Origin of the sequence: Pseudoalteromonas arabiensis, assembly GCF_001550155.1 — a bacterium.
In the GTDB taxonomy this organism is placed as follows: Bacteria; Pseudomonadota; Gammaproteobacteria; order Enterobacterales; family Alteromonadaceae; genus Pseudoalteromonas; species Pseudoalteromonas arabiensis.
Window position 1 is genome coordinate 1 of record NZ_LRUF01000001.1, and the last position, 25,353, is coordinate 25,353.

The window sequence follows — 25,353 nt, forward strand, 5'->3', positions numbered from 1 at the left end:
CTTGGTGACAATAGCGTTTTGGACCCACCTGACCCCATGCCGAACTCAGTAGTGAAACGAAACAGCGCCGATGATAGTGTGGCATTTGCCATGTGAAAGTAGGACATCGCCAGGCTCCTAATTAGAGAAACCCGATTCGAAAGAGTCGGGTTTTTTGTTGCCTGTAGAAAAATAAAACACCCAACCAAGACCCTACTACTTCTATCCTTGTAGGCATAGTGTGGCATTCGCCATGTGAAAGTAGGACATCCTACTGCGTAGCGCACCATGGCTCCAATTAGAGAAACCCGTTGCAACAATGCAACGGGTTTTTTCGTGTGTGGCGAGATTTTACATCACGCTTTATCCGCAAACAGACACCCCATGACGCGGAATAAACCCGCAGCTACGCGATAATCTCGCCCCAACACGTTTGTCGTCGCGACTTTACATCGCGCTCTATGAGCGAACAGACAGCCAATGACGCGGGATAAACCCGCAGCTACGCGACAAGGTTACCCCAACATGTGTGTAGGCGCGATTTTATATCGCGCGCTATCTAGGAATAGACACCCCATGACGCGGAATAAACCCGCTGCTACGCGGCAAGTTACCCCAACACGTTTGTAGTCGCGATTTTACATCGCGCGCTATCTAGGAATAGACACCCCATGACGCGGAATAAACCCGCAGCTACGCGACAAGGCCGCCCCAACACGTTTGTAGTCGTGTATGATATCTGCGCATATGCTGCATCAGCGCTTCTTTATTTACGAATGGTATTATGGGTGTGAGATGAATCCGCTGCTATTCGGGATTAGAATACAGGGCTTATCTGTAAAATGGTTGCGCTAATACTAAAGTCAAATCTCTGCTGTATGCCCACATTATTACTGTAAAAACAAAAACGCCAGCATATAGCTGGCGTTTTTATTCAGGAAGTAAGTTTTTTTACTAAGCTTTAGGTCCTGCAGATTTGATTGCTTCAGAAACGTCGTATTTGGCGAAATTTTCTGTGAAGTCAGATGCTAGCTTGTTTGCGTATTCTGCGTACTTCTCTTTATCTTCCCATGTGTTGATTGGGTTAAGAAGTTGGCTATCTACGCCAGGAACTGCAACTGGTACATCTAGGTTAAGTACGTCGATGTGTTGAGTTTCAACATCAGCTAGTTTACCTGATACGATTGCATCAACTACAGCTCGTGTAGTCGGAATATCGAAACGCTTACCTGTGCCGTAAGGGCCACCAGTCCAACCTGTGTTAACTAGGTATACTTTAGCGCCGAATTCACGTACACGCTTCATTAGAAGCTCTGCGTACACGCCTGCAGGGCGTGGGAAGAATGGCGCACCGAAACAGGTTGAGAAAGTTGATTCAATATCGCTTGTTGAGCCGATTTCAGTTGAGCCTACTTTTGCAGTGTAACCGCTTAGGAAGTGGTAAGCTGCCGCTTCTTCAGTAAGTACTGAAACTGGTGGTAATACACCACTTACGTCACATGTTAAGAATACAACTGCCTTAGGCTCACCTGCGCGGTTTTCTACTTTACGTTTTTCAACGTGCTCTAGAGGGTAAGCTGCGCGGCTATTTTGTGTAAGGCTTGTATCATGGAAGTTTGGTACACGGTTATCGTCAAGTACAACGTTTTCTAAGATTGTACCGAAGCGAATTGCATTCCAAATAACTGGTTCATTCTTTTGTGATAGGTCGATGCATTTAGCGTAACAACCACCTTCGATATTAAATACGCTACCAGGTGCCCAGCCGTGCTCGTCATCACCGATTAGGAAACGAGTAGGATCAGCTGATAATGTTGTTTTACCTGTACCAGAAAGACCGAAGAATAGCGCAGTGTCGCCAGCTTCACCTACGTTTGCAGAGCAGTGCATTGGTAATACACCTTTCGCAGGCAGTAGGAAGTTCTGTACAGAGAACATTGATTTTTTCATTTCACCGGCGTAACGCATACCTGCCAGTAGCACTTTACGTTGTGCAAAGTTGATAATTACTGTGCCATCGCTATTTGTGCCATCACGTTCTGGGTCACAAACAAAAGAAGGGACATTCATTACCTGCCACTGAGGTAAATCAGATGCATTATAAGTATCAGGTTCGATAAACATGTTTTTGGCAAAGATGTGATGCCATGCAGTTTCTGTTGTTACAACAACAGGTAAATAGTGCTCAGGATCTGCGCCAACTTCTAGGTGAGAGATGAAGTGGTCATTGCTTTGCACATGCGCTTCTACGCGAGCCCATAAGGCGTCGAATTTGTCAGCATCGAAAGGGCGGTTTACGTTACCCCATTGGATTTCGTTTTCAGTACTTGGTTCTTGAACAATAAAACGGTCTTTTGGTGAACGGCCAGTGCGACGGCCAGTATTTGCAACAAAAGCACCATTAGCGGCTAAAGTCCCTTCGCCACGACGGATTGCGTGTTCGACAAGTTCAGCTGCAGTTAGATCGACAAAACGAGTAGCGTTTGCAGTCATGTTTATACCTAAATTGTGTGAGATTGAACGGGATAGCTCTGGGGTTCTTATTTCCCTTAAGCTGAAATAATAGTAACAGAAGGATTAGGGATATTCGAGAGTGTGAAGGGCTTAAAAACACATATATTTGGCAAAAAACATGAATAATTTCAATGATACCGGTGTCATGAAAGAGCGGTTTTTTATGATACCGGTGTCATGAAATTGATCAAAAAAGCCGTAATAAATACGGCTTTTAATATAATATTATTATTAAGTGCAACTTTAATTAAAAATAGCTTTAATATCCTGCTCGTTAAAGATGTAATCTTTCAAGCAATAATGGCAGCTAATTTTTACTTCACCATTTGCTTTTACGTCTTCAAGTAAAGCATCTTGACCGAGGTTCACTAACGCCGTAATTGTTTTTTCACGGCTGCACCCACAACGAAAAGTAATTTTTTGTGGTTCAAACAACTGTGGGTTATCTTCATGATATAGGCGAGTAAGCACTGTATTTGCATCTAGGTGAAGTAATTCTTCATCCTTAATTGTGTTGCTGAGTGCTTCTAAATGCGTGAAGTCTTCTACTGATTTCTCTTTATTAACCGGTAGTACTTGCAAGAAAAGGCCCGCCGCTTTGGCTGAGTCAGCTGTAACGTCTGTTGCAAACCATAAGCGTGTTTTCAATTGCTCAGATTGTTCAAAGTAACTTTCAAGGCATTTATCTAGGCTATCGTGCTCTAAAGGCACAATGCCTTGGTAACGCTCACCCTTTGTTGGGGTAATCGTAATGACCATATAACCATTTCCGATTAAATCTTTAATGGTGTTCCCTTGCACTTCACCCTGTAAACGCGCAACACCACGCATATTTTGCTTGTCATCACCATTGATAACAGCATATTTTACTGGGCCATCCCCTTGTAATTGAACAGCAATTTCACCTTCAAATTTAAGTGTTGCTGTGAGTAAACAAGTTGCTACAAGTAACTCTCCAAGTAGAGCTTGCACAGGGGCAGGATAATTGTGGTTAGCGATCATCTCTTGATAGGTTTGGTCTATTTGTACGAGTTCACCACGTACATCGAGTTGATCAAATATATAACGATGAAGTAAATCTTGTTGCATGGAGCATTACCTAACTTGATTTCATTTTTAACAGTTCACGTCTTTGCTTTTTATCTGGTTTACGATCAGGGTGTGGAGCAAAGAAGCTGTTGTTCTTACGGGCGATAGCATTTGCTTCGCGTTTCTCAATACTTGCTTGAGTTTCTTGGTATAAGGTTTGTGCAATGGGGGCTCCTTGGCGTTTATCAAGGATTTTTTCAATCGTGACTATCTTTTCGTCGACCCCTTGTAGTAGTTTTACTACTGCACCCACTTCGACTATTTTGCTTGGTTTAGTACGTTGTCCATTATAATGCACTTTACCGCCTTGTACCATGTCTCGTGCTATTGAGCGGGTTTTATAAAAGCGTGCAGCCCATAACCATTTATCCAGGCGTACGCTTAACTCGTCTTGCGATTGTTTAGTGTTAACTTTTGACACAATTACGCTCTTCTAAAGCTACTCAATATATAGGCAAAATTTATCATGAAACTTAATTATAAAGAAACAGTCAAAGCCTTGCTTTGAACTCCTACTCGTTAGAATCACTCTGTTTACAAAGTTTAATATATGTGCGCTTGTTGAATGAAAAATGAAAAGGTACTATAAGCCAGCTATTAGGCAGTAAATTAAAATAAGAATTAAAGTTTATGGATCAACACTTACAACAAGTTAGACAATTTTTGAATGGCCTACCACATGCCAAATTGAGTGCATTTGTAGTGCTGTTAGTTGTTGTTTATATAGCATTTTTGTCATCTAAGTTGTTTTGGTTGTTATGGCCTGAGCCTAGTTCAAAAGTATTGCCCACAAATCGAGTAAGTTTGAATGCGGCTCGCACAGATACTGTAAATTCTCAACAAATTATTGATCAACATTTATTCGGGAAAGTAATTGTTGACTCAAAAAAACCTACCGCAAAGCAAACACACGTTATTAATAATGCGCCAGAAACACGGTTAAGTATTAATCTAACCGGCATTGTTGCTGTAAGCCAAGATGACCAAGCTGGTTTAGCAATTATTGAGTCTCAGGGAAGACAAGAAACGTATGTGGTCGATGATGCTATTCAAGGCACACGAGCTAAATTAGCTCAAGTTTTGCCTGATCGGGTTATTTTAGATGTGAGTGGTCGTTTTGAAACATTGATGTTGGATGGTCTTGATTTCACAAAGACAGTCTCTATGCCTGTGTTGGCCGCAAAGACAGAGCCTGAATTACAAGAGGGCCCTCAGCCTTTTGATACTGAAAGAGAAATAAATCCAACGGCAGATGAAGACGTAAAAGAAGCGATTATTGAAACGCGCGAAGAAATATTAAACGATCCTGGCAAACTATTCGACTATATTCGTGTATCGCAAGCGATGGTTGATGGTGAGCTTGTGGGTTATCGCTTAAGCCCTGGTAAAGATCCAGAGCTATTTAAGCAAATGGGATTAATGAATAATGATTTAGCTGTTGTAATAAATGGCTATCAATTAAATGATTTAAAACAGGCGATGACGGCTATAAACGAATTACGTAATAGTACTGACGCAAGTATCACTATCGAGCGGGATGGTGAGCAAATTGATGTGCAATTTAGCCTGCAATAACTAGCTTTGGAGTTTTTATAAAATGGTTCACGCGCTACACCTCAAAAAAATTAAAAAAGGGTTAGCTAAATATGCAGCGCTTTTTTTGTTAACAGGATTATCGCTTTCAGTCTCGGCTGTAGAGTATGCTGCAAATTTTAAAGGAACAGATATTAATGAATTCATTAATATTGTTGGGAAAAACCTAAATAAAACAGTCATTATTGACCCTAACGTGCGCGGTAAAGTCAATGTGCGTAGTTATGAGTTAATGGACGAGAAGCTCTATTATCAATTTTTCTTAAATGTACTTGAAGTGTATGGTTATTCAGCGGTAGAGATGGATAACGGTATCATCAAAATTGAGAAAAGCTCTGACGCTAAAAAGTCTAATGTTCCTTTGATTACAGAAGATAATCAAGCAAGCGGCGACATGATGGTGACACGCGTTGTACGTGTTAAAAATGTGAGCGTTCAAGAGTTAGGGCCATTAGTACGTCAATTTAGCGATCAAAAAGATGGTGGTCATGTAGCAAACTTTAATGCAGCCAACGTGATGATGCTCACTGGACATGCTGCATCAGTAAATCGTTTAGTTGAAATTATTCGCTCGGTTGACCAAGCCGGTGACAAACGTGTTGATATAGTAAAGCTTAAATTTGCAACGGCGGACGATGTTGTTTCTGTTGTTGAAAATATTTATAAAGACAGTGGTAAGGGAAGTGTTCCTGAGTTTTTAATTCCTAAAGTGGTGGCCGACGGTCGAACCAATAGCGTGATTGTTAGTGGTGAAGGCCAAGCCCGAACTCGTGCAGTTGAACTTATTAGTCGCTTAGATGGTGAATTAGAGAACCAAGGTAATACTAAGGTTATCTATTTAAATTATGCGAAAGCAGACGACCTCGTTAAGGTTTTACAAGGTGTTAGCAAGACACTAGCAGAAGATGCTCAAGGCGGCGCAACTAAAACCCGTACACGTAATCAAAACGAAACCAGTATCGAAGCTCACCCAGACTCAAATTCATTGGTTATTACTGCACAACCAGACACCATGCGTTCATTGGAACAGGTGATTGAGCGTCTAGATATACGTCGTGCTCAAGTATTAGTTGAAGCTATTATTGTCGAAGTTTTTGAAGCTGATGGTATTAACTTTGGCCTGCAATGGATTTCAGAGCAAGGCGGGATGATGCAGTTTAATAATGGTACTACAGTGCCAGTGGGCTCATTGGCTGTTGCCGCTGAACAAGCGCGAGACAAAACAATTACTGATAATGTTATTGGCACTGAAACAAGTAACGTTACGCCAATCGAAAGAACTGTAGAGGGTGACTTAGGCCCACTTGCAACCTTGCTTGGTGGTATTAATGGTTTAGCTATGGGAATCGTCAAAAATGACTGGGGCGCGATTATCCAAGCTGTGTCTTCTGATACCAATTCAAATATTCTCGCTACTCCGTCAGTAACCACTATGGATAACGAAGAAGCATCAATGATTGTTGGTCAAGAAGTGCCAATAATCACGGGGTCTCAAACAGGCTCAGATAACTCAAATCCTTTTCAAACCGTGGAACGTCAAGAAGTTGGTGTAAAGCTTAAAGTAACGCCACAAATTAATGATGGCTCAGCTGTACAGTTAACGATAGAGCAGGAAGTATCGAGTGTCAGTGGTGCAACAGCGGTTGATATTTCATTAGACAAGCGCGCAATTAAAACCACAGTGATGGCCGATGATGGTGGAATGGTTGTATTAGGCGGCTTGATTGATGAAAACGTTCAAGAAAGTGTGTCAAAAGTGCCATTACTTGGAGACATTCCAGTACTTGGTCATTTATTCCGTTCAACCAGTACCAGCAAGCGTAAGCGTAATTTAATTGTATTTATTCGCCCTACAATCGTACGTGATGGCATGAGTATGAATAAACTCAGTCATGTGAAATATAATTTCATTCGTGGTGAGCAACATAAACAAAAAGAAGATGGGATTGACTTAATGCCATTGACAGAAATGCCAATCTTGCCAGAGTGGAATGATGCCTTAGTCTTGCCACCAACGTACGAAGAATATTTAAAACAACAAAACGCAGATGATCGCAAAGATGACTGATGCAATTACAGAGATTAATGACGAGCTAGTCCATAACGAGCCGGCTGAGCTTTTAACAAGCGATGATCTTGTCAGTTTGCCAGCTAAACGTTTGCCATTTTCATATGCGCGTCGTGTTGGCGTATTACTTAGTAAAAATGCTGATAACTGGATGGTTTATTATCGTGGTGAACTAGATGTAAATGCTTTGCTTGAAGTGCGACGAATTGCAGGCCATAGCTTTACTTTAGAGCAGCTGGCAGATGATAAGTTTGAATTACTGCTTGAAGCATCTTATCAGCGAGATAGTTCTGAAACACAGCAAATGATGGAGGATATTGGCAATGAGGTTGATTTATTCTCATTAGCTGATGAGTTGCCGCAAACAGAAGATCTCCTTGCTGGTGATGACGATGCGCCAATCATCAAACTGATTAATGCCATGCTAAGTGAAGCGATTAAAGAAGGTGCGTCCGATATTCACATTGAAACTTTTGAGCAAGAATTAGTTATTCGCTTCAGGGTTGATGGAGTCTTAAAGGAAGTATTAAAACCAAATCGTAAACTCGCTTCTTTATTGGTGTCACGTATAAAGGTTATGGCTAAGCTCGATATTGCTGAAAAGCGTATCCCGCAGGATGGTCGTATTAGTTTACGTATTGCAGGTCGTGCTGTTGATGTGCGTGTATCAACCATGCCATCGAGTTTTGGTGAGCGTGTAGTACTGCGTCTACTAGATAAAAATAATGCCCGCCTAAATCTGGAAGATTTAGGTATGACAGAGCGTAACCGGGAGCTATTTGCAGATCTGATCAGTAAACCGCACGGTATCATCTTGGTAACTGGCCCGACAGGCTCTGGTAAAAGTACCACTTTATATGCAGGTATGAGTCAGATTAACTCGCGTGACCGCAATATTTTAACCGTAGAAGATCCGATTGAGTATGAGATCCCTGGTATTGGTCAGACTCAAGTAAATACGAAAGTGGATATGACATTTGCCCGTGGCTTACGGGCTATTCTTCGTCAGGATCCTGATGTTGTAATGGTTGGTGAGATCCGTGACCTTGAAACGGCTCAAATTGGTGTGCAAGCATCCCTAACGGGTCACTTAGTTATGTCGACCCTGCATACGAATACGGCTGCCGGTGCCATTACGCGTATGGAAGATATGGGCGTAGAGCCCTTCTTACTATCATCATCACTGTTGGGTGTGCTGTCACAGCGTCTAGTAAGAACATTATGTAATAGCTGCAAAGAAGGACATGTTGCAGACGAGCGAGAGTGCCAATTATTAGGCGTTAACCCGACTGAGCCACCGACAATTTATCGCGCTGTGGGTTGTGAAGAGTGTAACTTTAATGGTTATCGTGGTCGTACAGGTATTCATGAACTGCTTGTTGTTGACGAGACAATTCGTGAGATGATTCACAGTGGCAAAGGCGAACAAAGTGTTGAAAAATACATTCGAACTCGCAGCCCAAGTATTCGCCAAGATGGTTGTAGCCGTGTATTAGCAGGGCGGACTACGCTGGAAGAAGTGCTACGCGTGACACGTGAGGAAGGTTAATCATGGCTGCATTTGAATACCGTGCCCTAGATAGCAAAGGAAAAGAGAAAAAAGGCATTCTTGAAGCCGATACGGTAAAGCAAATACGCCAGACACTACGTGATCAAGGGTTAATGCCTTTAGAGGTTGTTGCAGCAGCGGAAGGTGAAAAGCAAGTTAAAGGAGCAAAAAAAACCTTACTTGGCAGCTTTTTCAAAGCAAAAATTTCGACTTCCGATTTAGCCTTAATCACTCGCCAACTAGCGACCTTAATTCAATCTGCATTGCCTGTTGAAGGGGCTGTAATGGCGGTTGCCGAACAATGCGAAAAACCCCGTTTAAAGCGTATGTTGATGTCGGTTCGTTCAAAGGTTGTAGAGGGGTATACGCTCGCCGATGGGATGAGCGAGTTTCCACATGTGTTTGATGACCTATACCGTGCTATGGTAGCAGCAGGTGAGAAATCAGGTCACTTAGATCAGGTTTTAAATCGTTTAGCCGATTACACGGAACAACGCCAACACATGCGTAGTCAAATAACACAGGCAATGGTGTATCCAACCATTTTGGTGGTATTTGCGATTGCCATTGTATCTGTATTATTAGGGACTGTAGTTCCAAAAATATTAAAAACATTCGAAAAGTCTAAACAAGTATTACCTTGGACCACTGAATGGGTGATGGCGGCGAGTAACTTTGTGCAAAATTATTGGTTTATTAGTTTAATCGTAATTACAGCTGTGTCTGTGGCTATCAAGCATGCTTTAAAGAAACCAAAAATTCGTTTTTGGTTTGATGATAAAGTGCTACATATGCCTGGTATAGGCAAGGTTGCACGTGGCGTTAATACTGCGCGTTTCGCGCGAACTTTAAGTATTTTGTCGTCGAGTTCTGTACCATTACTTGAAGGTATGCGTATTTCAGGTGGGGTATTAGTCAACGAAAAAATGAAGAAGTCTGTGCAAGATGCAGCAACTCGCGTCAGTGAGGGCGCAAGTCTCCGTGCTGCTTTACAGCAAACTAAGCTTTTCCCACCTATGATGCTTCATATGATCGCCAGTGGTGAAAAGTCCGGTGAGTTGGAACAAATGCTTGAACGTGCTGCGAATAACCAAGATCGAGAGTTTGAGAGTATGGTTAATGTCTCTTTAAAACTTTTGGAGCCAGCGATGATCGCATCAATGGCTGTTATTGTATTGTTTATCGTTATGGCAATACTCCAGCCTATTATGGCAATGAACAAGGCTGTTGGTCTTTAAATTAAGGAAGGTTAAAACGACGCATCATGAGGGTGTGACGTTTTATAATAAATATTGAAGAAAATTAGAGGTATTTTGTGAATAAACAATCAGGTTTCTCATTACTAGAAGTTATGGTGGTGCTGGTTATCATCGGTATGATTATGTCGATCGTAGCGCCAAATATTATGGGTCAGCAAGAAGAAGCTGCCATAGATAAAGCACATTTAGATATTCAGCAAATCGAGGATGCGCTGAGTCTTTATAAGCTTAAAAACAAAGCGTATCCAACCACTGAGCAAGGTCTTGAAGCATTAGTAAATAAAACAAGCATTGAGCCTATTCCTCGCCGTTTTCCCGAAGGCGGTTTTATTGAAAAACTACCGGAAGATCCATGGGGAAATCCTTATCAGCTAATTAGCCCAGGAGAAATTGGTAAAGTTGATATTTTCTCAATGGGTCCAGATGGTGAAGCGGGTACTGATGATGATATCGGTAACTGGGATGAAGAAAAGCAATAATGTGTAAACTCAGCCAGATGTTTACTCACTCTACACATCAAGGCTTACTGTTATGGTAAGCCTTGGTCGTTTGCATTTGGCTCGAGGCGTAAAACACGCAAAAGGTTTTAGCCTCATCGAAATACTAATGGTGCTGGTAGTGATCGGTTTTGTTACTAAAATGGTCGCCTATAGTTTTGATGGTGGTGCTGAAGAAGAGCTAGAAAAGCAAGCGCTAAGATTACACACCACAATCAATTTGGCATCAGAATTTGCCATATTGAATCAAGTTGAATTAGGTTTTCATTTAGATAAGAACGTATTTGAGTTTCTCGTTTTTGATGGTGAAAAATGGGTCACCTTTGATCGCGAAAAGCTATTCGAACCGGTAGAGGTTGATAATCGCTTTAAACTCACCTTAAACCTTGAGGATTTGGCTTGGGCACAGGATAACTTATTAGAGCAATCTAATTGGCGTGAGCTTATGAGTGGCGGGGATGAAGATAGTTTACTTGAACTCAAAAAGTTAAAAATACCGCAAGTGCTTATTTTATCCTCGGGTGAAGTGAGTGCCTTTCAACTTACTTACGAACTTGAGAATGCACCAGAGCCTATTTATTTTATTGAAGGTGAGTTTATGGCTCCGGTTCAATTTCGTAGGGAGCCTGAATAGTGATTAAAGCAACTGGTTTTACCTTACTCGAGGTGATGGTTGCCTTGGCTATATGCGCCATGGCAGGCATTGCAGCCATGCAGGCAACGGGTGAGCATATAAATCATCTCGCTACGATTGAAGAACAAACATATGCTTCATGGGTTGCTGAGAATGTGATGGTTGAGCAACGCGCTAAAGGCCGTGAGTGGCAGGGAAAAAACGGTACAAAAGGGACTGAAACACTCGCTGGTTATGAATGGTATTGGCGTCAAGATGTCGTACCAACGGCAGATAAAAGCTTTGTAAAAGTGACTATTAATATATTCACTGATGAAAAACTTGCGGATCCAGTTTATGAGTTGTCCACTTACTTAAACAAAGGTGATAAGTAGTGAAGCAGCGCGGTTTTACCTTACTGGAAGTAATCATAGCCATGGGGATTCTAGCCTTTGTGGTTTTATCGACCCATCAAATTTTAGACTCAACCACAAAAGCAAAAGACGCGTCTGATGAAACAATTGCCGAGCTTAATGGTTTTCAAACAACATTTCGTTTAATGGACCAAGACTTCAGTCAAATGACGAAAAGACAAGTGCGTAATGAAGCTGGAGACTTTCAAGAAACCTATATTCTGACAGGGCGGTATGTTTTGGATAGCCAGTATGATGGGATTGGGTTTGTACGCGATGGCTGGGTAAATCCCATTAACTTGTTGCCACGTTCAGAATTACAAGCCGTTGGCTACCGCGTTATTGACGATAAACTAGAGCGTGTATATCGCGTGTATGTTGATCAACTAGACAATATGGAGCCACGCTCACAAATACTGCTTGAAGATATCGAAGACTTAAAGTTTGAATTTCTTGATGACAAAAATGAGTGGCAAGAGCAATGGCAAATAAAAGCATTGCCTAAAGCAGTTGCTGTTACAATACAGAAAGTAGAACAAGAGCCTATTCGTCGCGTCTTTTTAGTGCCTGGCGAAGGGGGTGTTGAGAGTCAATCATGATATCTTTAAAGCGTTCAAAAGGCGCAGCACTTGTTATTGTTCTATTTATTGTTGCACTTGCGGCCATGTTGGCAGTCGAAATGAGTGCAAATCTAATGGTGCAAGTTCAGCGCAGCACAAACATCCAAAGTCACCAACAGGCTAAGTGGTATGCATTTGCCGCTGAGGAACTGGCTATTAAGGCGATAAACCAAGCCAAGAAAGATGATCCTGATAGTACTAATCTAGGGCAAATTTGGGCCCAGCAAGGCGGTGTTCCTTATCCTGTTGATAATGGCACCTTAAGTGGCACTATTACTGATCTACAAGCCTGTTTAAACCTCAATGCGTTACATGCAAAACCGGTGCAACAAAGTGGTTCATCGAACACCACAAACCCTGCACACAAAGCATTACTAGCCCTACTTGAGAATATTGAAGATTTGCCTACTGATGAATCAGAAGAAGCGATGGCTGATAGTGTATACGATTGGTTAGATGAAGACAGCATCACCTATCGCTCGGGAGCAGAAGAAGATGAGTATTTATCGCGTAAATATCCGTATATGACCGCAAATAGCTTATTTGCTTCTACCTCTGAATTACGCTTGGTTAAAGGGTTTAATCCTTTGGTCATGGAAAAGGTGCTGCCATTTGTATGTGTCATTCCTGGCAACGAGAACTTGGCCATTAACGTTAATACCTTACCAACAGAAAGTGCAATTATTTTAAGCTCCTTGATAGACGGTTTAAGCCTGTCAGGTGCACAAAGTGTTTTATCATCACGACCAGAAAAAGGATTTGATGGTATAGAAGAATTTTTTGAGGAAGTTAAGCAACAAGGCGGACAAAATGTGGACGCCGTGAAAGACTTGCTCACCATCAACAGTGAATACTTTAAACTACAGACGCAAGCTGAATTTGTTGAGCTGCGTTTTTCGATGACCACCTTACTGCATGCCAATAATGGTAAAGTAACGATACTGGCGCGAAAATTTGGAGGCGTACAGTGACAGAAATATTGTTGATCCGTACGGGTCGAACATTAACAGATAGCCTAAATTGGCTTATTTACTCACCTACAGAACAAGAAATCATTGCTAGCGGCGAAATAGCAGCAGCGACACAATTAGGTGAATTAGCAGAAAAAGCACAATCAAGAGAAGTGATAGTGCTCTTGCCTAGCGATCAGGTACAACTAAAGACTGTTGAGCTCCCAACAAAGTGGAACCGTAAGTTAGAACAAGCCCTCCCTTACATGCTTGAAGAAGAGATAGCGTGTGATGTTGATGAGCTATTCATCGCAATCGCAGAGCCAACAATGGTTGGTGACAAGCATGCGATTAATATAGCCATGGCAGACAGGGAGTGGTTTGAGCAATGGTTAGTCCAGTTTAACGAACATAATTTAGAAGTCTTTAAAATACTACCTGATGCGTTGCTATTACCAAGCTCGGATGAAGTTAATCAACTGAGTGTGATTGAGCTAAATAAACAGTGGTTATGCAAATTAGGTGATTGGCACGTGGCAGTGGTTGAGTCTGATTGGTTAGAAGGTTACCTGAGAGCTTTAAATAATCCTGATGTCATACATTACAGTCCTGCTGTAGGCTTTCCTGATACGGTTAATCTGATAGCTAAAACAGAGTCTTATGACCTACCATTAGCATTGTTTGCTAAACAGCTACCTAATATCAGCTTTAACTTACGCCAAGGTATGTATCAGTTAAAGAAGAAGTCTGCTATTTGGTGGGGATACTGGAAAAAAGCCGCTATTGCAGCAGGTGTTGCGTTAGTGTGTAGTATTGGCGTTAAATCGCTAGAGCTTTATAAACTCAATAGCCAAATAGAGCAAACAAGGACTCAAGTGGTGTCTAACTACCAACGTGCGTTTCCCGATAAGAAAGTGCGACCACAGTTAATACGTAGCCAGATCCGCAGTGAGCTGGCCTTGTTAGATGGTGGTAGTACAGCAGGTTTCTTAGATTTAACGAGTGATTTAGTATCGATTTTCGATGAAGTAAAAGATTTTTCGCCTGAAACACTTCGCTATGATCAACGACGAAATGAATTACGGATCCGTGCTAGAGGTAAAGATTTTCAGTCATTTGGTAAGGTGAAAGCAATTTTGGAGCAACGAGGTTTAACCGTTGATCAAGGATCGCTAAATAATGATGGCGACTTTGTTGTCGGAGAGATTAAATTGCGAGGTGCGGCATGAAAGAGCAATTAGTCAATTACTGGCGTTCTTTAAAAGAGCAAGAGCAACAACTTGTAATGATTGCCGGTGCTGTTTTTGTTATTTTTGTATTAGTGATGGGTATTTTTAGACCCCTCAACAATGCAATAGAAAAAGCAGAGCAAGACAACATAAAACAGCAAGAATTGCTTGCTTGGGTTGATGAGAGCATCATTAAGCTTAAAGCCAGTGGAAGTGCTCGTGTAACCAATGATCGCAGCTTAAGCCAAATCGTAAATAGTACGCGTAATCGCTATCAAATCACTATTAGTAAAATGCAACCAAACGATAACTCGCTTCGTTTGACAATTGACTCTGTCGAATTTAATAAATTAGTTGAATGGCTTGATGAGCTTGTTAATTCTCAAGGAGTACTTATTGAGAATTTGGATTTGAGTAAAGATGATAAATCAGGCTTTGTTCGTGTAAGTCGGTTGGTATTAGAGAAGTAGACGATGAAGAAAACAATTTTATTAGTCGCCATTTTTTTACTGTGCTTTTTGGTCTTCACTTTAGTGAAAACGCCAGCTGCTGTAGCGCTTGATTTAGCCACTCCATACCTACCTAAACAATTACAACTAGGTAAAGCTAGCGGTTCATTATGGGATGGTCGTGTCATGCAAGCGCGTTTTGAAAATGAACAGCTGAATAATGTGCGTTGGCAGATTTCGGGCTGGTCACTTTTTAGTGGCAAGCTCGTTGGTACAGTGCGCTTTGGTGACCCTAGAGACAAAGCTGATATCTCGGGTCGTGCTGACTTTTCATATGGTTTGTTTAACCAAGCCATAGATATCAAAAATGCAGTTTTAAGATTAACCGTTGAACGTGCAATGGCGCGTTTACAATTACCACTCCCTGTGAGTGCGCAAGGGCGTGTAATTGTTGACTTAGATGAATACAGCTCGGGCCAACCGTACTGTGATACATTAGCAGGTGAAATAGCGAGTCCAAATATTGATGTCAAAGGATTGAATGGCTGGTTCAGTGTTGGGCCTTTGAGTGGTCGTTTAAGCTGTAAGTCTGGTGATATCGCTGTATTAGTTGACCCTGAAAACCGCTTAGGTTTAGAAGCGGATGCAACGTTAAAAGCGAATCTAGACTTCAAGGTTGCAGGGTATATCAAACCAGAAGCAAGTCTTCCTAAAGAAGTACATGATGCAACTAAATTTCTTGGTCGCCCTGATAGTGAAGGTCGTTACCCATTAAATTTCTAATTTAGGTAAATAGTAGAAGTAATATGCAAATTCCTGAGTTTTCACCTGAGCAAAGCGTGTTATTAACACACTTTCTTTCAGAGCAAAAAAATGCCCTGTCTTTAGCGCAAACACAAGGCTACTTATTTGCTGTTATTTGTGCGCCAGAGCCTCTTGATGTTCATCAGTGGCTCGAACAGGTTTGTCCAGGATGTGACGGGCAAATGGATGAACAGGTGTTGTTTGCATTTATGGCATTGTATCAGCAGATCAGTGAGCAGGTTTTTGGAACAGGGTTTAGTTTGCCTGTCAGTTTGCAGGTCAATTCGAAACAGCAACAATATTTGGATATTCAAGAGTGTCAGCATTGGAGTCAAGGTTTCTTACTTGGAGCAAAAGATTATATTGCTAAATTATTAGCTGCGCCTTTGCTTAGTGAAGAGTTTAAAGCCGCACTAGATACCGCTCATCAGAGTTTAGGCTTTTTTAGCTTATCGCAATCGGATATTGCCGCGATTGCCAGTGAATATGAATTAACAGAGGGGCAGCTTTGTCAGCAACAATACGAGTTGATGGGGGAGTTTGCAGCGGGCTTTGCTGAGTTAATTGAGGTGGTTGCTATGAACAGTCAGTTGTACAATGATGAGGGCTGGAATTAGGTTAACTACCTAATTCCAAAATAATATCAGTGCAACCATTTTTACAGCGTACAACGCCTCTTCCTGGTTGATCTGTTTGCAAATCAAGAGTAAGAACACCTTTACAGGTTTCACAGTGTAGTGTTTGTCCCTTAGCCAATTTTTTTAGTAAGTTGCGTTGCTTTGCAAATGAATCACTGGCTTTTTTATTCAGAGTCGAAAAATCCATCACTTATTTAGCCTTTCTTTCAATGCACTTGAAACAATGCTACATACACTCTCTAAACGCTCACCATAAAAGTAGATGTTGATATCTTTCTCTCGGCAATAGCGTAGGTGAAATACCTGCAACTTCTCATCGGTTATGAATGTTTCTTCGACGTATTCCTGCTCAGAAGCTGATAAATTTAGTTGTGACTTAATAGTATTCTTTGCCATGTTTGCGGCAGGGCTTCTGTTGACTTTGCTAGCATTTGAAAGAAAGCCAATGCCATCACCGAGTAGTTTCTCTCTTGGCTCTTTGATCAATGGGTGATCAATAGTGAATAATGCTAAAATTATAAGCACTAAAATAAGAAATTTTTTCATAGCACAACAAACTTTGATCTGAATGAATAAGGTATGGCTGCAAGTTTAATAAAATGGCCAATTTAAAAGCAAGCAGATACGATGAAATAATTTAAACAGACATATTCGTGATCAATCCCTGAAATTTTTTAGAGATTGAGTATAATGATTTTGATGAGTTGGAAATTTCAGAAATCTTTGAACGTAATGAGATGCATTCTAATTTATTCACTGATTGTCTATATCTGTAAACTACAAACATAATGTTTGAGTATTTATTTCCTAGTGGCGTTGAGGAATTTTAATGGATAAACAAATTAAGGTTAAAAATATCCCAACGGAAGTAAAGATCCAGAAACCGGAAAACGCTTCCCTTGATGATAGATTTAACCCTCGCAACCGAATATACGTAAGGGCTGTTTCCGGTTTACATCAACTATTGAGACAGCGTATTGGCTTTATTGGCATGCTCGCTTTTATGTTGCTACCTTGGATTAACTATCAAGGTCAACAAGCGGTACTATTTGATCTTGTTGGTCAAAAGTTTAATATTTTCGGTTTAACTCTATGGCCTCAAGATCTCACTATTTTAGCGTTTATCTTGATGTTGGCTGCGTTTGCTTTATTTCTAGTGACGACCTTTTACGGGCGAGTTTGGTGTGGATACACATGCCCACAAACGGTTTGGACATTTATTTTTATTTGGTTTGAAGAAAAGTTTGAAGGCACAGCTAATCAGCGGAAAAAACTCGATCAACGGCCAATGGATTTTGATAAGTTTTGGCGCAAAACCGCAAAGCATAGCAGCTGGTGGTTATTCTCATTTTATACAGCTTTGACTTTTGTTGGTTACTTCACGCCGATAAGAGACTTACTTCCTGACGTATTTACACTCGATGCAACGGCTTACTCCTATGGCTGTATTGCCTTATTTGCGGTATGTACTTATGGGAATGCTGGCTGGATGCGCGAAATCATGTGCTTACATATTTGTCCATATTCACGTTTCCAATCGGCTATGTTTGATAAAGATACTTTTACGGTGAGTTATGATGAAGCACGTGGCGAAAACCGAGGCCCTCGCTCACGTAAACAAGACCCGAAAGAGCTGGGATTAGGTGATTGTATTGACTGTAACTTGTGTGTGCAAGTATGTCCGACAGGTATCGATATTCGTAACGGTCTGCAGTATGAATGCATTAACTGTGGTGCTTGTATTGATGCGTGTGATGGAGTCATGGATAAAATGGATTATCCAAGAGGACTTATCTCCTACACAACAGAACGTAACTTAGAAACACCTGAAAATAAAACACATGCAGTACGTCCTAAGTTGATAGGTTATATGGTGATTCTTGTTGTTTTAACTGGGGCACTGGTTGCAAATATTGCGATGCGTAAACCGATGGAGTTCGATATTATTCGTGACCGAAATCAACTTTATCGCGTTGACTTTAATGGCTTGGTAGAGAACACCTATACACTTAAAGTCATCAATAAAGCACAGTATGAGCAAACCTTTAATATTGCTGTAGAAGGGTTAGATAACTTTGAATATATAGGTAAACAAACATTCACCGTTCCTTCTGGGGAATCATACAATGTGCCTCTCTCTTTAGTCGTTGATCCTTATGATTTGAAAAAGCCAATGACTAAGTTTGAGTTTGTACTTTCTGTCGATTCCGAGCCTGATGTACAGATTTCACAGCCCAGCAACTTCTTTAAGGGACAATAATTAAGTACACTGAGCACATACAATAAAAAGCGGGGATTTCCCGCTTTTTTTATATAATGGGACCTTATGAGTAAATTTAGTTTTGTTGACCTTACGCCAGATTCAATTTTAGATGCCGTAGAAAGTATCGGAATTTATGCAGAGTCAGGGCTATTGGCTTTAAATAGCTACGAAAATCGTGTTTATCAGTTTAAAGCTGAAGATGGTTATCGTTATGTTGTTAAGTTTTACAGGCCTGAACGCTGGACTAAGGAGCAAATACTTGAAGAACATGCTTTTGCGTTTGAACTCGCGGAAGCTGAAGTGCCTGTTGTTGCGCCGGTTTGTAGAGAAGGTGAAAGTCTCTTCGAACATAATGGATATTTGTTTGCATTATTCCCAAGTGTAGGAGGGCGGATTTTTGAAGTTGATAACTTAGATCAACTCGATGTCCTTGGCCGCCTAATAGGGCGGATGCATCAAACTGCAAAGGCACAATCCTTTTCTCATCGCCCTGAAATGAGTTGCGAAGAATATTTGCAGACAGCGAAAGTTCATTTGCAAGCGAGTAACTTAGTGCCTATGGCCCTTGAACATCCGTTTTATACTATTTTGGATCTGGTTATTAACGAGACGACGGCTCAGTATAAAAATGTTGAAACAATCCGCCTGCATGGTGATTGTCACGCTGGCAATATTCTTTGGTCAGGTGATGCACTTATGTTTGTAGATTTGGATGATAGTCGTCAAGGTCCTGCCATTCAAGATTTATGGATGATGCTCAGTGGCGATCGTAATAACCAACTGTTACAGTTAGACACCTTAGTTGCGGCGTACGAAGAGTTTTGTGATTTTGATCATAATCAGCTTAAACTCATCGAACTATTACGTGCCATGCGAATGGTGCATTATATGGGGTGGCTCGCAAAACGCTGGGATGATCCTGCATTTCCACGGAACTTTTCTTGGTTCGCAGAAGACAAATACTGGGAGCAGCAAATACTTGCTCTAAAAGAACAGCTTGCGGCATTACAAGAAGCCCCGTTAAAATTATTACCATAAATTTTAAAAAGATAAGTAAAGACGAGAAAATAATGTTTAAAAAATTAAAGTTAAGTCTACTCATTCTATGTTTACCTTTTGCTGCATTTGCGGCTGACTTCGAAGCAGGTAACCAGTATGAAGTATTGAAAGTTGAAAAAAGTGCTACCCCGCAAGTGACTGAGTTTTTCTCTTTTTATTGCCCACACTGCTTTAAGTTTGAGCCAGTAGCGAAAGCACTGACCGCAGCGCTGCCAGAGGGCACTGAGTTTGTTAAAAACCACGTTAACTTTTTAGGTGGGGTGTCAAAACAAACACAAAGTAACTTAAGCTATGCCTACCTTATTGCTAAGCAACAAGGAAAGGGAGAGCAAGTGGCAGATCAAATTTTTCATAGCATTCATGTTCAACGTGCACCACTGCAAAATATTAAAGATGTGAAAGCATTACTGGCAACGAACGGTATTAGTAATGAAGTCTTTGATACTGAAATTGCAAGTATGCCAGTAATTAGTGCAGAAAAAGCGATGCAAGACAAACAAAATAAGTATTCACAAATCGGTGCACTTACAGGCGTACCAACATTTATTGTAAATGATAAATATAAAATTAACTTAAACACTATCAAGAGCCAAGAGCAGCTTGATGAGCTGGTTAAGTTTTTACTAAAACAATAATTTTGGAGTGTAAAAGTAATGATTAAGTTAGTTAAAGCTACCTTATTGGCGATGACATTAGGATTGGCAGCGAATGCAACTGCTGCACAATATGAAGAAGGTAAGCATTACGAAGCATTTGATGCGCGCGCTTCTAAAAAGCCTGAAGTAAAAGAGTTTTTCTCATTTTATTGTCCGCATTGTAATAGCTTCGAATCAATCGTTGCGCAGCTAAAGCCGCTTTTGAATGACGGTGTTGCTTTTAAAAAGAGCCATGTAGACTTTTCAGGACCTCGTGATCCAGAAATTCAGGCTATGTTAGCTCAAGCTTATGCAACTGCGGCTGTGTTACCACAAAAAGATGCTTTAGTGGCTGCCATTTTTAATCACATTCATGGTAAACGTGCACGAATCAATGAATTAGCAGATATGAAAGATATCTTCGTATCACAAGGTGTATCGGAAGCTGATTTTGATAAATACTACAATAGCTTTTCTGTACGTACGATGGCATCAAAAATGAAACGCGATCAAGAGTACTACAAACAAAAAGGCGCATTGAAAGGCGTACCAACATTCATTGTGAATGGCAAATATCGTTTAATTTTAGGTGCTGAGTCCGGTATTAGTGATGCAAAAGGTATGGCTGACCTTATCAACTATTTAGCTGATAAATAAATATAAGCAAATATATTAATAAGCTCCGCTCGCGGAGCTTTTTTATTGGTGATGAACATGGAAAAAGTTTTAGTATCAAGCTGCTTACTGGGTAATCCTGTACGCTACGATGGCCAATCACAAAACCTATTAGACCCAGGATTAGAATCACTCAAACAACAAAAAAGGTTAGTTTCCTTTTGTCCTGAAGTGGCTGGTGGTTTACCTATCCCAAGGCCGCCCGCTGAAATTAAAGAGGGTCGAGTGTTAACGAAAGATGCAGAAGATGTCACTGCTGAATTTATCGCAGGAGCAGAACAAGCCTTAAAAATTTGCCAAAAGCATAAAATTCGTTTTGCTTTACTAAAAGAGTCCAGTCCCTCCTGCGGGCGTAACACAATCTACGATGGCAGCCATACGGGGCATAAAGTTATAGGGATGGGTTTAACCGCACAGTTATTACAAAGTAATAATATAGAGGTGTTCAGTGAAGAGCAGTTGCCAGCGCTATTTGCTGCGCTGGCAGAAAACTAAACTTATTTACGTTGTAAAAATACACCAGACTCAATGTGATGCGTGTATGGAAATTGGTCAAATATAGCAAAGCGCTTAACTTCGTGTGTTTTACAAAGGTGCTCAAGGTCGCGTTCAAGCGTATCTGGATTACATGAGATATAGATAATATTGTTGTAATTGGCCACGAGATCACAGGTGAGCGTGTCCATTCCTGCACGGGGTGGGTCAACTAAAATACTCTGACAATTATAACTTTTCAGATCAATGCCTTCTAAGCGAGAAAACGTGCGTTCACCTTTCATGGCTTGCGTGAACTCTTCGCTCGACATGCGAATAATATCTAAGTTATCCACTTTATTTTGTGCAATATTATATTGTGCAGAGTAAACAGATGATTTAGAAATTTCAGTTGCGAGTACACGATCAAACGAGTTCGCTAAAGCAATCGAGAAGTTACCGTTACCACAATATAGTTCGAGTAGATCATTCTCTAATGGTTCACAAAGTGCTTGTGCCCATTCAAGCATCTTAATATTTACTTTGGCATTTGGTTGGGTAAAGCTATTTTCTACTTGTTGATAAATAAGCTCTTGTCCATTGACGTTTAGGCGCTCTACGACGTAGTCATTACCAATCACTTCTTTTTGTTTACGTGCGCGGCCAATAAAGTCGATGTTAAATTGTGTACTGAGTTTTGCTTTTAGTGCTTTAATTGCCTCTAACCACTCATCACATAAGGGCTTGTGATAAAGCAAACTGACAAGAATCTCACCACTTAAAGTTGATAGGTAATCAATTTGAAATAACTTACGGCGCAGGATTTCACACCCTTTTAAGTTTTCAATCATTGCCTGCATAACTTCACCGACTAAAGGCGCAGCAGGGTCAAAATTTTCAACGCGAATTTTCTCTTTGGTTTGTTGATCAAACATAATGTGAAATAGATCATCACCTTCATGCCAAACGCGAAACTCAGCTCGTTGACGGTAGTGAATTGGATCAGAGCTAAATACTTCTAACTTTTCAACACCGAAACGTTGAAACTGAGAAAAGATGCGCTGCTCCTTTTCACTTAGTTGTGCATCATATTGAGTTGTATCAATTTTTATAACCGCCATGGCTGATTACCTTTTATCTCTTAGCTTTATATCGGCGCTATTGTAGGGGGCATAGAAGATTTGTCTAGTTTTGTTACTTATTTTTGGTGTTGTTTTTTTATACAGAAAACTTAAGTTTTCTAACTTTTAGCCGATAATGAGGTAATCATCACATGGAGTCGGATCATGAAAATTGGCAACCAAGGCTATATGCCTAATACAAACGTAAATAAGTACAATGGTAAGCAACCATTGCAGCAGCCTAAAATTCAAAGTGCTCATGATAGCTATCAGCAAAGAGGGCGAGAGTTGGCCGCCAAAGTACTCGGCGATAAACTTGCCGCTGAGTTAGGGTTACCTGTTGTAGAAGAGAAAAAAGATAAGCCCCTGTTTGACTTTGAAGCAATCGTTAAGAATGTACTTGATTTCGTTGGCGGCGCTATTCGCAAAGCAAAAGCGGATGGTGCAGATGATGAAAAACTTAAAAGTATGCTGGGTGAAGCCCGAAAAGGCGTTCAAATGGGAGTTGATGAGGCTTATGAAGAGCTAAAAGGTTCAAATCTGCTAAATGACGATATTGAAGAAGGTATTGAGAAATCAAAAGAAGGTATCTTCAGTGGTATAGATCAACTTGAGGAAAGTCTTTTTAACCCTAAGCCAGCTTCTGTGTCGGTAAGCCAAGCACAATATATAAGTTTACGAAATAATGCTGAGTATACATTCACGACAGCAGAAGGCGATGAAGTGAGTATCAGTTTTGCAGATGCGTATACTAGCCAATCTGCCAGTGCTTATAGCAAGCGTGGTGGAAATGAAGCATTTGTAAGTGAGTCATCACAATCTCGCGAGCTTTCATTTTCGATGTCAGTGAATGGTGAACTAAATGAACAAGAGCAAGAAGCAATTAATGCGCTTATGGAAGATTTACAAGGAGTGAGCGAGACCTTTTTCTCAGGTTCATTAGATGAAGCATTTAAACAGGCGCAGGAACTTAGTTTAGGTAATGAGCAGCTTGTTGCCTTCTCTATGGATCTTAAACAAACGAAGACTGTTGCAAGCATAAAAGGCTATGAACAAGTCAGGCCTACTCCTGAAAAAGATGTCGCAGAAAAGATAGCGCCATTTAATGATGACTTGAAAGAAACCTTGAATAAGGCAAATGAACTTGGTTTACAAAATCAACTTGCTGGTATTTTAGAGTGGTTAAATCAAGATAAAGAAGAAGTGAGCAAGTTAGTCGACTATACCAAGACCATGCTTGAGCAGATGAATAAGATCAACGCTGACATCGAAGAGCTAAAATCGTAAGCTTTCTTTTTAAATAACTGCATGGCAAACTTCTGACCTTTGATTTTCAGGGGAAAGCAGTTTGTCAGCTCATATCATGGTATTTGATTCAGGTATTGGAGGTACTACTGTACTTGAGCAAATTCAACAACTGATACCTGAAGCCACTTATAGTTACTTTATGGACAATGTACTATTGCCCTATGGTGCTCAACCGCCGCAAAAGATCATTCAACGCTTACTGGCTTTAATTCATTTTATTGAAAGTAGCGCATTGCAAGTTGATATCTTAGTAATAGCTTGTAATACCGCTTCGACCTCTGCACTCAACATCATTCGTAGGCACACTCATATTGAAATAGTAGGTGTGGTACCTGCAATTAAACCCGCTTGCCTAATAAGTAAAACAAAACATATCGGTCTAATTGCCACTCCCGCAACTGTAAATAGTCATTACACTAAAGCACTTATCAAAGAACATGGTAAAAATACGAAAGTAAGCTTATATGCATCAACCAAGCTGGTGGAGTTAGCTGAAACATTGTTTCATACTCATTCATTATCTAACTATGAGTTTAATGAAGAAATAGCTGCACTCAATATTGCTGGTGATATTGATGTGCTAGTGTTAGGTTGCACACACTTTCCATTATTAGCAAATACATTAGCGATGTGCTTTGAGAAGCCGGTAAAGTTAATTGATTCCGGTAAAGCGATTGCCAATAGGGTAAGTAGCTTATTAATGAAACATCAACTTGCCTTATCAATAGACACAAAAAAGCCGCTGCGTTATTACGCAACGGCCCCTATTGATGCTTCGCAATTAAGCATCGAGCTTATAGAGTTGACTGATCAGACTCCTGACGAAAGTGACTAGCTTCACCTTCTTGTTTTTGTTTTGCCTCACGCACTTTCAAAGTGCGTTGCTGGAATTCACTATCATTCAACTGATTGATTGCTTTGTCTGCATCGGTTTCAGCCATTTCAACAAAACCAAATCCACGTCGCTTACCAGTGTTTTTATCTTTCAATAGACGGACGTTGAACACTTTGCCTTGTTCTTCGAACAAAGCACGAACGACACCTTCATTAGCACGGTAAGGAAGATTGCCAACATAAAGTGTTTTTGTTTTTACTTCAGCCTCCTCACTTGCCGGTGATGCAACAACAGCAATCACTAAAGCACCAATTAATAAACCTGCACCAAACAACAACGCAGGGTCTAAGGCTAAGCTTGCAAATGCAAACTTAACAACGACAAAACCTAATACAGCAATAATAATAGAGAAAAGAAAAGATTTTTGATCGGGTAATTTCATTTTAGATCTACCAATAAACAGGAAATAAACATTAATTTAACATTGTGAGCTTGCTATCTTAACGTGTTAAATGAACATAGCAATGTTATTTGCATTAAATTATGAATATTGGCTTAAAAAACAGTCATAATTGCAGCACGTTTTGTCGTTTTAGGTAAATTTAGTTCGCTCTTTGAGCAAACAGTAAAAAGATCTAAAAAAAGGGTTGATCTGTTTTCGGATCTCCCTATAATGCGACCCCACTGACACGGCGGGCAGCAACGAAAGACGCTGAACA

General features: G+C 40.6%; 27 protein-coding genes and 1 rRNA gene. 21 read left to right on the forward strand and 7 right to left on the reverse strand.

Translation table 11 applies throughout. From position 1 onward, the window contains the following. Window positions 1–115: ribosomal RNA gene (gene rrf / locus PAARA_RS00005) — 5S ribosomal RNA — on the forward strand. Between the two features lie 818 nt (window positions 116–933). Here rrf and PAARA_RS00010 read toward each other — a convergent pair. The 3 genes from PAARA_RS00010 to hslR form a co-directional block, all read right to left on the reverse strand. Next, entirely contained in the window at window positions 934–2,472 is a 1,539-nt protein-coding gene (locus tag PAARA_RS00010; RefSeq protein ID WP_062567033.1) for a phosphoenolpyruvate carboxykinase, read from the reverse strand. A gap of 264 nt (window positions 2,473–2,736) precedes the next feature. Further along, window positions 2,737–3,582, reverse strand: coding sequence for an Hsp33 family molecular chaperone HslO (gene hslO / locus PAARA_RS00015; RefSeq protein ID WP_062567034.1), 846 nt, complete (start codon window positions 3,580–3,582; stop codon window positions 2,737–2,739). 10 nt (window positions 3,583–3,592) lie between these two features. Further along, the gene (gene hslR, locus PAARA_RS00020; protein WP_420806948.1) at window positions 3,593–4,006 is read right to left on the reverse strand and encodes a ribosome-associated heat shock protein Hsp15; all 414 of its coding nucleotides are present in this window, start codon (window positions 4,004–4,006) and stop codon (window positions 3,593–3,595) included. 206 nt (window positions 4,007–4,212) lie between these two features. Here hslR and gspC point away from each other — a divergent pair, with 206 nt between their 5' ends. The 13 genes from gspC to PAARA_RS00085 all read left to right on the forward strand — a co-directional run bounded on the left by gspC (window position 4,213) and on the right by PAARA_RS00085 (window position 16,243). Continuing rightward, window positions 4,213–5,157, forward strand: coding sequence for a type II secretion system protein GspC (gene gspC, locus PAARA_RS00025; RefSeq protein ID WP_062567036.1), 945 nt, complete (start codon window positions 4,213–4,215; stop codon window positions 5,155–5,157). A gap of 22 nt (window positions 5,158–5,179) precedes the next feature. Beyond that, window positions 5,180–7,243 (forward strand): type II secretion system secretin GspD, encoded by a 2,064-nt coding sequence (gene gspD / locus PAARA_RS00030; protein ID WP_062567037.1) that lies wholly within the window; start codon window positions 5,180–5,182, stop codon window positions 7,241–7,243. After that, window positions 7,236–8,792, forward strand: a complete 1,557-nt coding sequence (gene gspE, locus PAARA_RS00035) for a type II secretion system ATPase GspE (protein ID WP_062567038.1) — start codon at window positions 7,236–7,238, stop codon at window positions 8,790–8,792. Before gspD ends, gspE begins: the two co-directional genes overlap by 8 nt. A 2-nt stretch (window positions 8,793–8,794) precedes the next feature. After that, window positions 8,795–10,030 carry a type II secretion system inner membrane protein GspF gene (gspF, locus tag PAARA_RS00040; RefSeq protein WP_062567039.1) on the forward strand — a complete coding sequence of 412 codons (1,236 nt, stop codon included), beginning with the start codon at window positions 8,795–8,797 and terminating at the stop codon, window positions 10,028–10,030. A 77-nt stretch (window positions 10,031–10,107) separates the two neighbouring features. Next, a complete protein-coding gene (gspG, locus tag PAARA_RS00045; RefSeq protein WP_062567040.1) occupies window positions 10,108–10,530 on the forward strand; it encodes a type II secretion system major pseudopilin GspG in 423 nt (140 codons plus the stop codon). A gap of 52 nt (window positions 10,531–10,582) precedes the next feature. Next, on the forward strand, window positions 10,583–11,182 hold the full coding sequence (locus tag PAARA_RS00050; protein ID WP_062567041.1) for a prepilin-type N-terminal cleavage/methylation domain-containing protein: 600 nt from the start codon (window positions 10,583–10,585) through the stop codon (window positions 11,180–11,182). After that, window positions 11,182–11,556 carry a type II secretion system minor pseudopilin GspI gene (gspI, locus tag PAARA_RS00055; RefSeq protein WP_062567042.1) on the forward strand — a complete coding sequence of 125 codons (375 nt, stop codon included), beginning with the start codon at window positions 11,182–11,184 and terminating at the stop codon, window positions 11,554–11,556. Before PAARA_RS00050 ends, gspI begins: the two co-directional genes overlap by 1 nt. Then, complete coding sequence (gene gspJ / locus PAARA_RS00060) at window positions 11,556–12,173, forward strand: type II secretion system minor pseudopilin GspJ (protein ID WP_062567043.1); 618 nt, start codon at window positions 11,556–11,558, stop codon at window positions 12,171–12,173. Before gspI ends, gspJ begins: the two co-directional genes overlap by 1 nt. After that, entirely contained in the window at window positions 12,170–13,165 is a 996-nt protein-coding gene (gspK, locus tag PAARA_RS00065; RefSeq protein WP_062567044.1) for a type II secretion system minor pseudopilin GspK, read from the forward strand. Before gspJ ends, gspK begins: the two co-directional genes overlap by 4 nt. Next, window positions 13,162–14,373 (forward strand): type II secretion system protein GspL, encoded by a 1,212-nt coding sequence (gene gspL, locus PAARA_RS00070; protein WP_062567045.1) that lies wholly within the window; start codon window positions 13,162–13,164, stop codon window positions 14,371–14,373. The genes gspK and gspL overlap by 4 nt, the downstream gene beginning before the upstream one ends. After that, on the forward strand, window positions 14,370–14,843 hold the full coding sequence (gspM, locus tag PAARA_RS00075) for a type II secretion system protein GspM (protein ID WP_062567046.1): 474 nt from the start codon (window positions 14,370–14,372) through the stop codon (window positions 14,841–14,843). Before gspL ends, gspM begins: the two co-directional genes overlap by 4 nt. Before the next feature lie 3 nt (window positions 14,844–14,846). After that, on the forward strand, window positions 14,847–15,605 hold the full coding sequence (locus tag PAARA_RS00080; protein WP_062567047.1) for a type II secretion system protein N: 759 nt from the start codon (window positions 14,847–14,849) through the stop codon (window positions 15,603–15,605). Window positions 15,606–15,628: 23 nt separating this feature from the next. Continuing rightward, the gene (locus PAARA_RS00085; RefSeq protein ID WP_062567048.1) at window positions 15,629–16,243 is read left to right on the forward strand and encodes a UPF0149 family protein; all 615 of its coding nucleotides are present in this window, start codon (window positions 15,629–15,631) and stop codon (window positions 16,241–16,243) included. A 1-nt stretch (window position 16,244) separates the two neighbouring features. Here the strand turns inward: PAARA_RS00085 and PAARA_RS00090 are convergent, their stop codons facing one another. Then, window positions 16,245–16,451: a hypothetical protein gene (locus tag PAARA_RS00090; protein ID WP_062567049.1), complete on the reverse strand. Its 207-nt coding sequence runs from the start codon at window positions 16,449–16,451 to the stop codon at window positions 16,245–16,247. After that, the gene (locus PAARA_RS00095; protein WP_062567050.1) at window positions 16,451–16,810 is read right to left on the reverse strand and encodes a hypothetical protein; all 360 of its coding nucleotides are present in this window, start codon (window positions 16,808–16,810) and stop codon (window positions 16,451–16,453) included. The genes PAARA_RS00090 and PAARA_RS00095 overlap by 1 nt, the downstream gene beginning before the upstream one ends. Before the next feature lie 283 nt (window positions 16,811–17,093). Here PAARA_RS00095 and ccoG point away from each other — a divergent pair, with 283 nt between their 5' ends. From ccoG to PAARA_RS00120, 5 genes are all read left to right on the forward strand, one after another. Then, complete coding sequence (gene ccoG, locus PAARA_RS00100) at window positions 17,094–18,524, forward strand: cytochrome c oxidase accessory protein CcoG (protein ID WP_062567051.1); 1,431 nt, start codon at window positions 17,094–17,096, stop codon at window positions 18,522–18,524. A 66-nt stretch (window positions 18,525–18,590) separates the two neighbouring features. Further along, window positions 18,591–19,565, forward strand: coding sequence for a serine/threonine protein kinase (locus tag PAARA_RS00105; protein WP_062567052.1), 975 nt, complete (start codon window positions 18,591–18,593; stop codon window positions 19,563–19,565). 32 nt (window positions 19,566–19,597) lie between these two features. Continuing rightward, window positions 19,598–20,221 (forward strand): thiol:disulfide interchange protein DsbA/DsbL, encoded by a 624-nt coding sequence (locus PAARA_RS00110; protein WP_062567053.1) that lies wholly within the window; start codon window positions 19,598–19,600, stop codon window positions 20,219–20,221. Between the two features lie 18 nt (window positions 20,222–20,239). Further along, window positions 20,240–20,878: a thiol:disulfide interchange protein DsbA/DsbL gene (locus PAARA_RS00115; protein WP_062567054.1), complete on the forward strand. Its 639-nt coding sequence runs from the start codon at window positions 20,240–20,242 to the stop codon at window positions 20,876–20,878. A gap of 57 nt (window positions 20,879–20,935) precedes the next feature. Next, window positions 20,936–21,391: a 2-thiouracil desulfurase family protein gene (locus PAARA_RS00120; protein ID WP_062567055.1), complete on the forward strand. Its 456-nt coding sequence runs from the start codon at window positions 20,936–20,938 to the stop codon at window positions 21,389–21,391. Between the two features lie 2 nt (window positions 21,392–21,393). On the opposite strand, the gene trmA is transcribed toward PAARA_RS00120, so the two are convergent. Continuing rightward, a complete protein-coding gene (gene trmA, locus PAARA_RS00125) occupies window positions 21,394–22,491 on the reverse strand; it encodes a tRNA (uridine(54)-C5)-methyltransferase TrmA (protein ID WP_062567056.1) in 1,098 nt (365 codons plus the stop codon). Between the two features lie 165 nt (window positions 22,492–22,656). Here trmA and PAARA_RS00130 point away from each other — a divergent pair, with 165 nt between their 5' ends. Together PAARA_RS00130 and murI are read left to right on the forward strand one after the other, a co-directional pair. Then, the gene (locus PAARA_RS00130; protein ID WP_062567057.1) at window positions 22,657–23,778 is read left to right on the forward strand and encodes a DUF5610 domain-containing protein; all 1,122 of its coding nucleotides are present in this window, start codon (window positions 22,657–22,659) and stop codon (window positions 23,776–23,778) included. Between the two features lie 61 nt (window positions 23,779–23,839). Next, window positions 23,840–24,634 (forward strand): glutamate racemase, encoded by a 795-nt coding sequence (gene murI, locus PAARA_RS00135; RefSeq protein ID WP_062567058.1) that lies wholly within the window; start codon window positions 23,840–23,842, stop codon window positions 24,632–24,634. On the opposite strand, the gene PAARA_RS00140 is transcribed toward murI, so the two are convergent. Further along, window positions 24,594–25,076 carry an RNA recognition motif domain-containing protein gene (locus PAARA_RS00140; RefSeq protein WP_062567059.1) on the reverse strand — a complete coding sequence of 161 codons (483 nt, stop codon included), beginning with the start codon at window positions 25,074–25,076 and terminating at the stop codon, window positions 24,594–24,596. The genes murI and PAARA_RS00140 overlap by 41 nt on opposite strands. Window positions 25,077–25,353 lie beyond the last annotated feature (277 nt).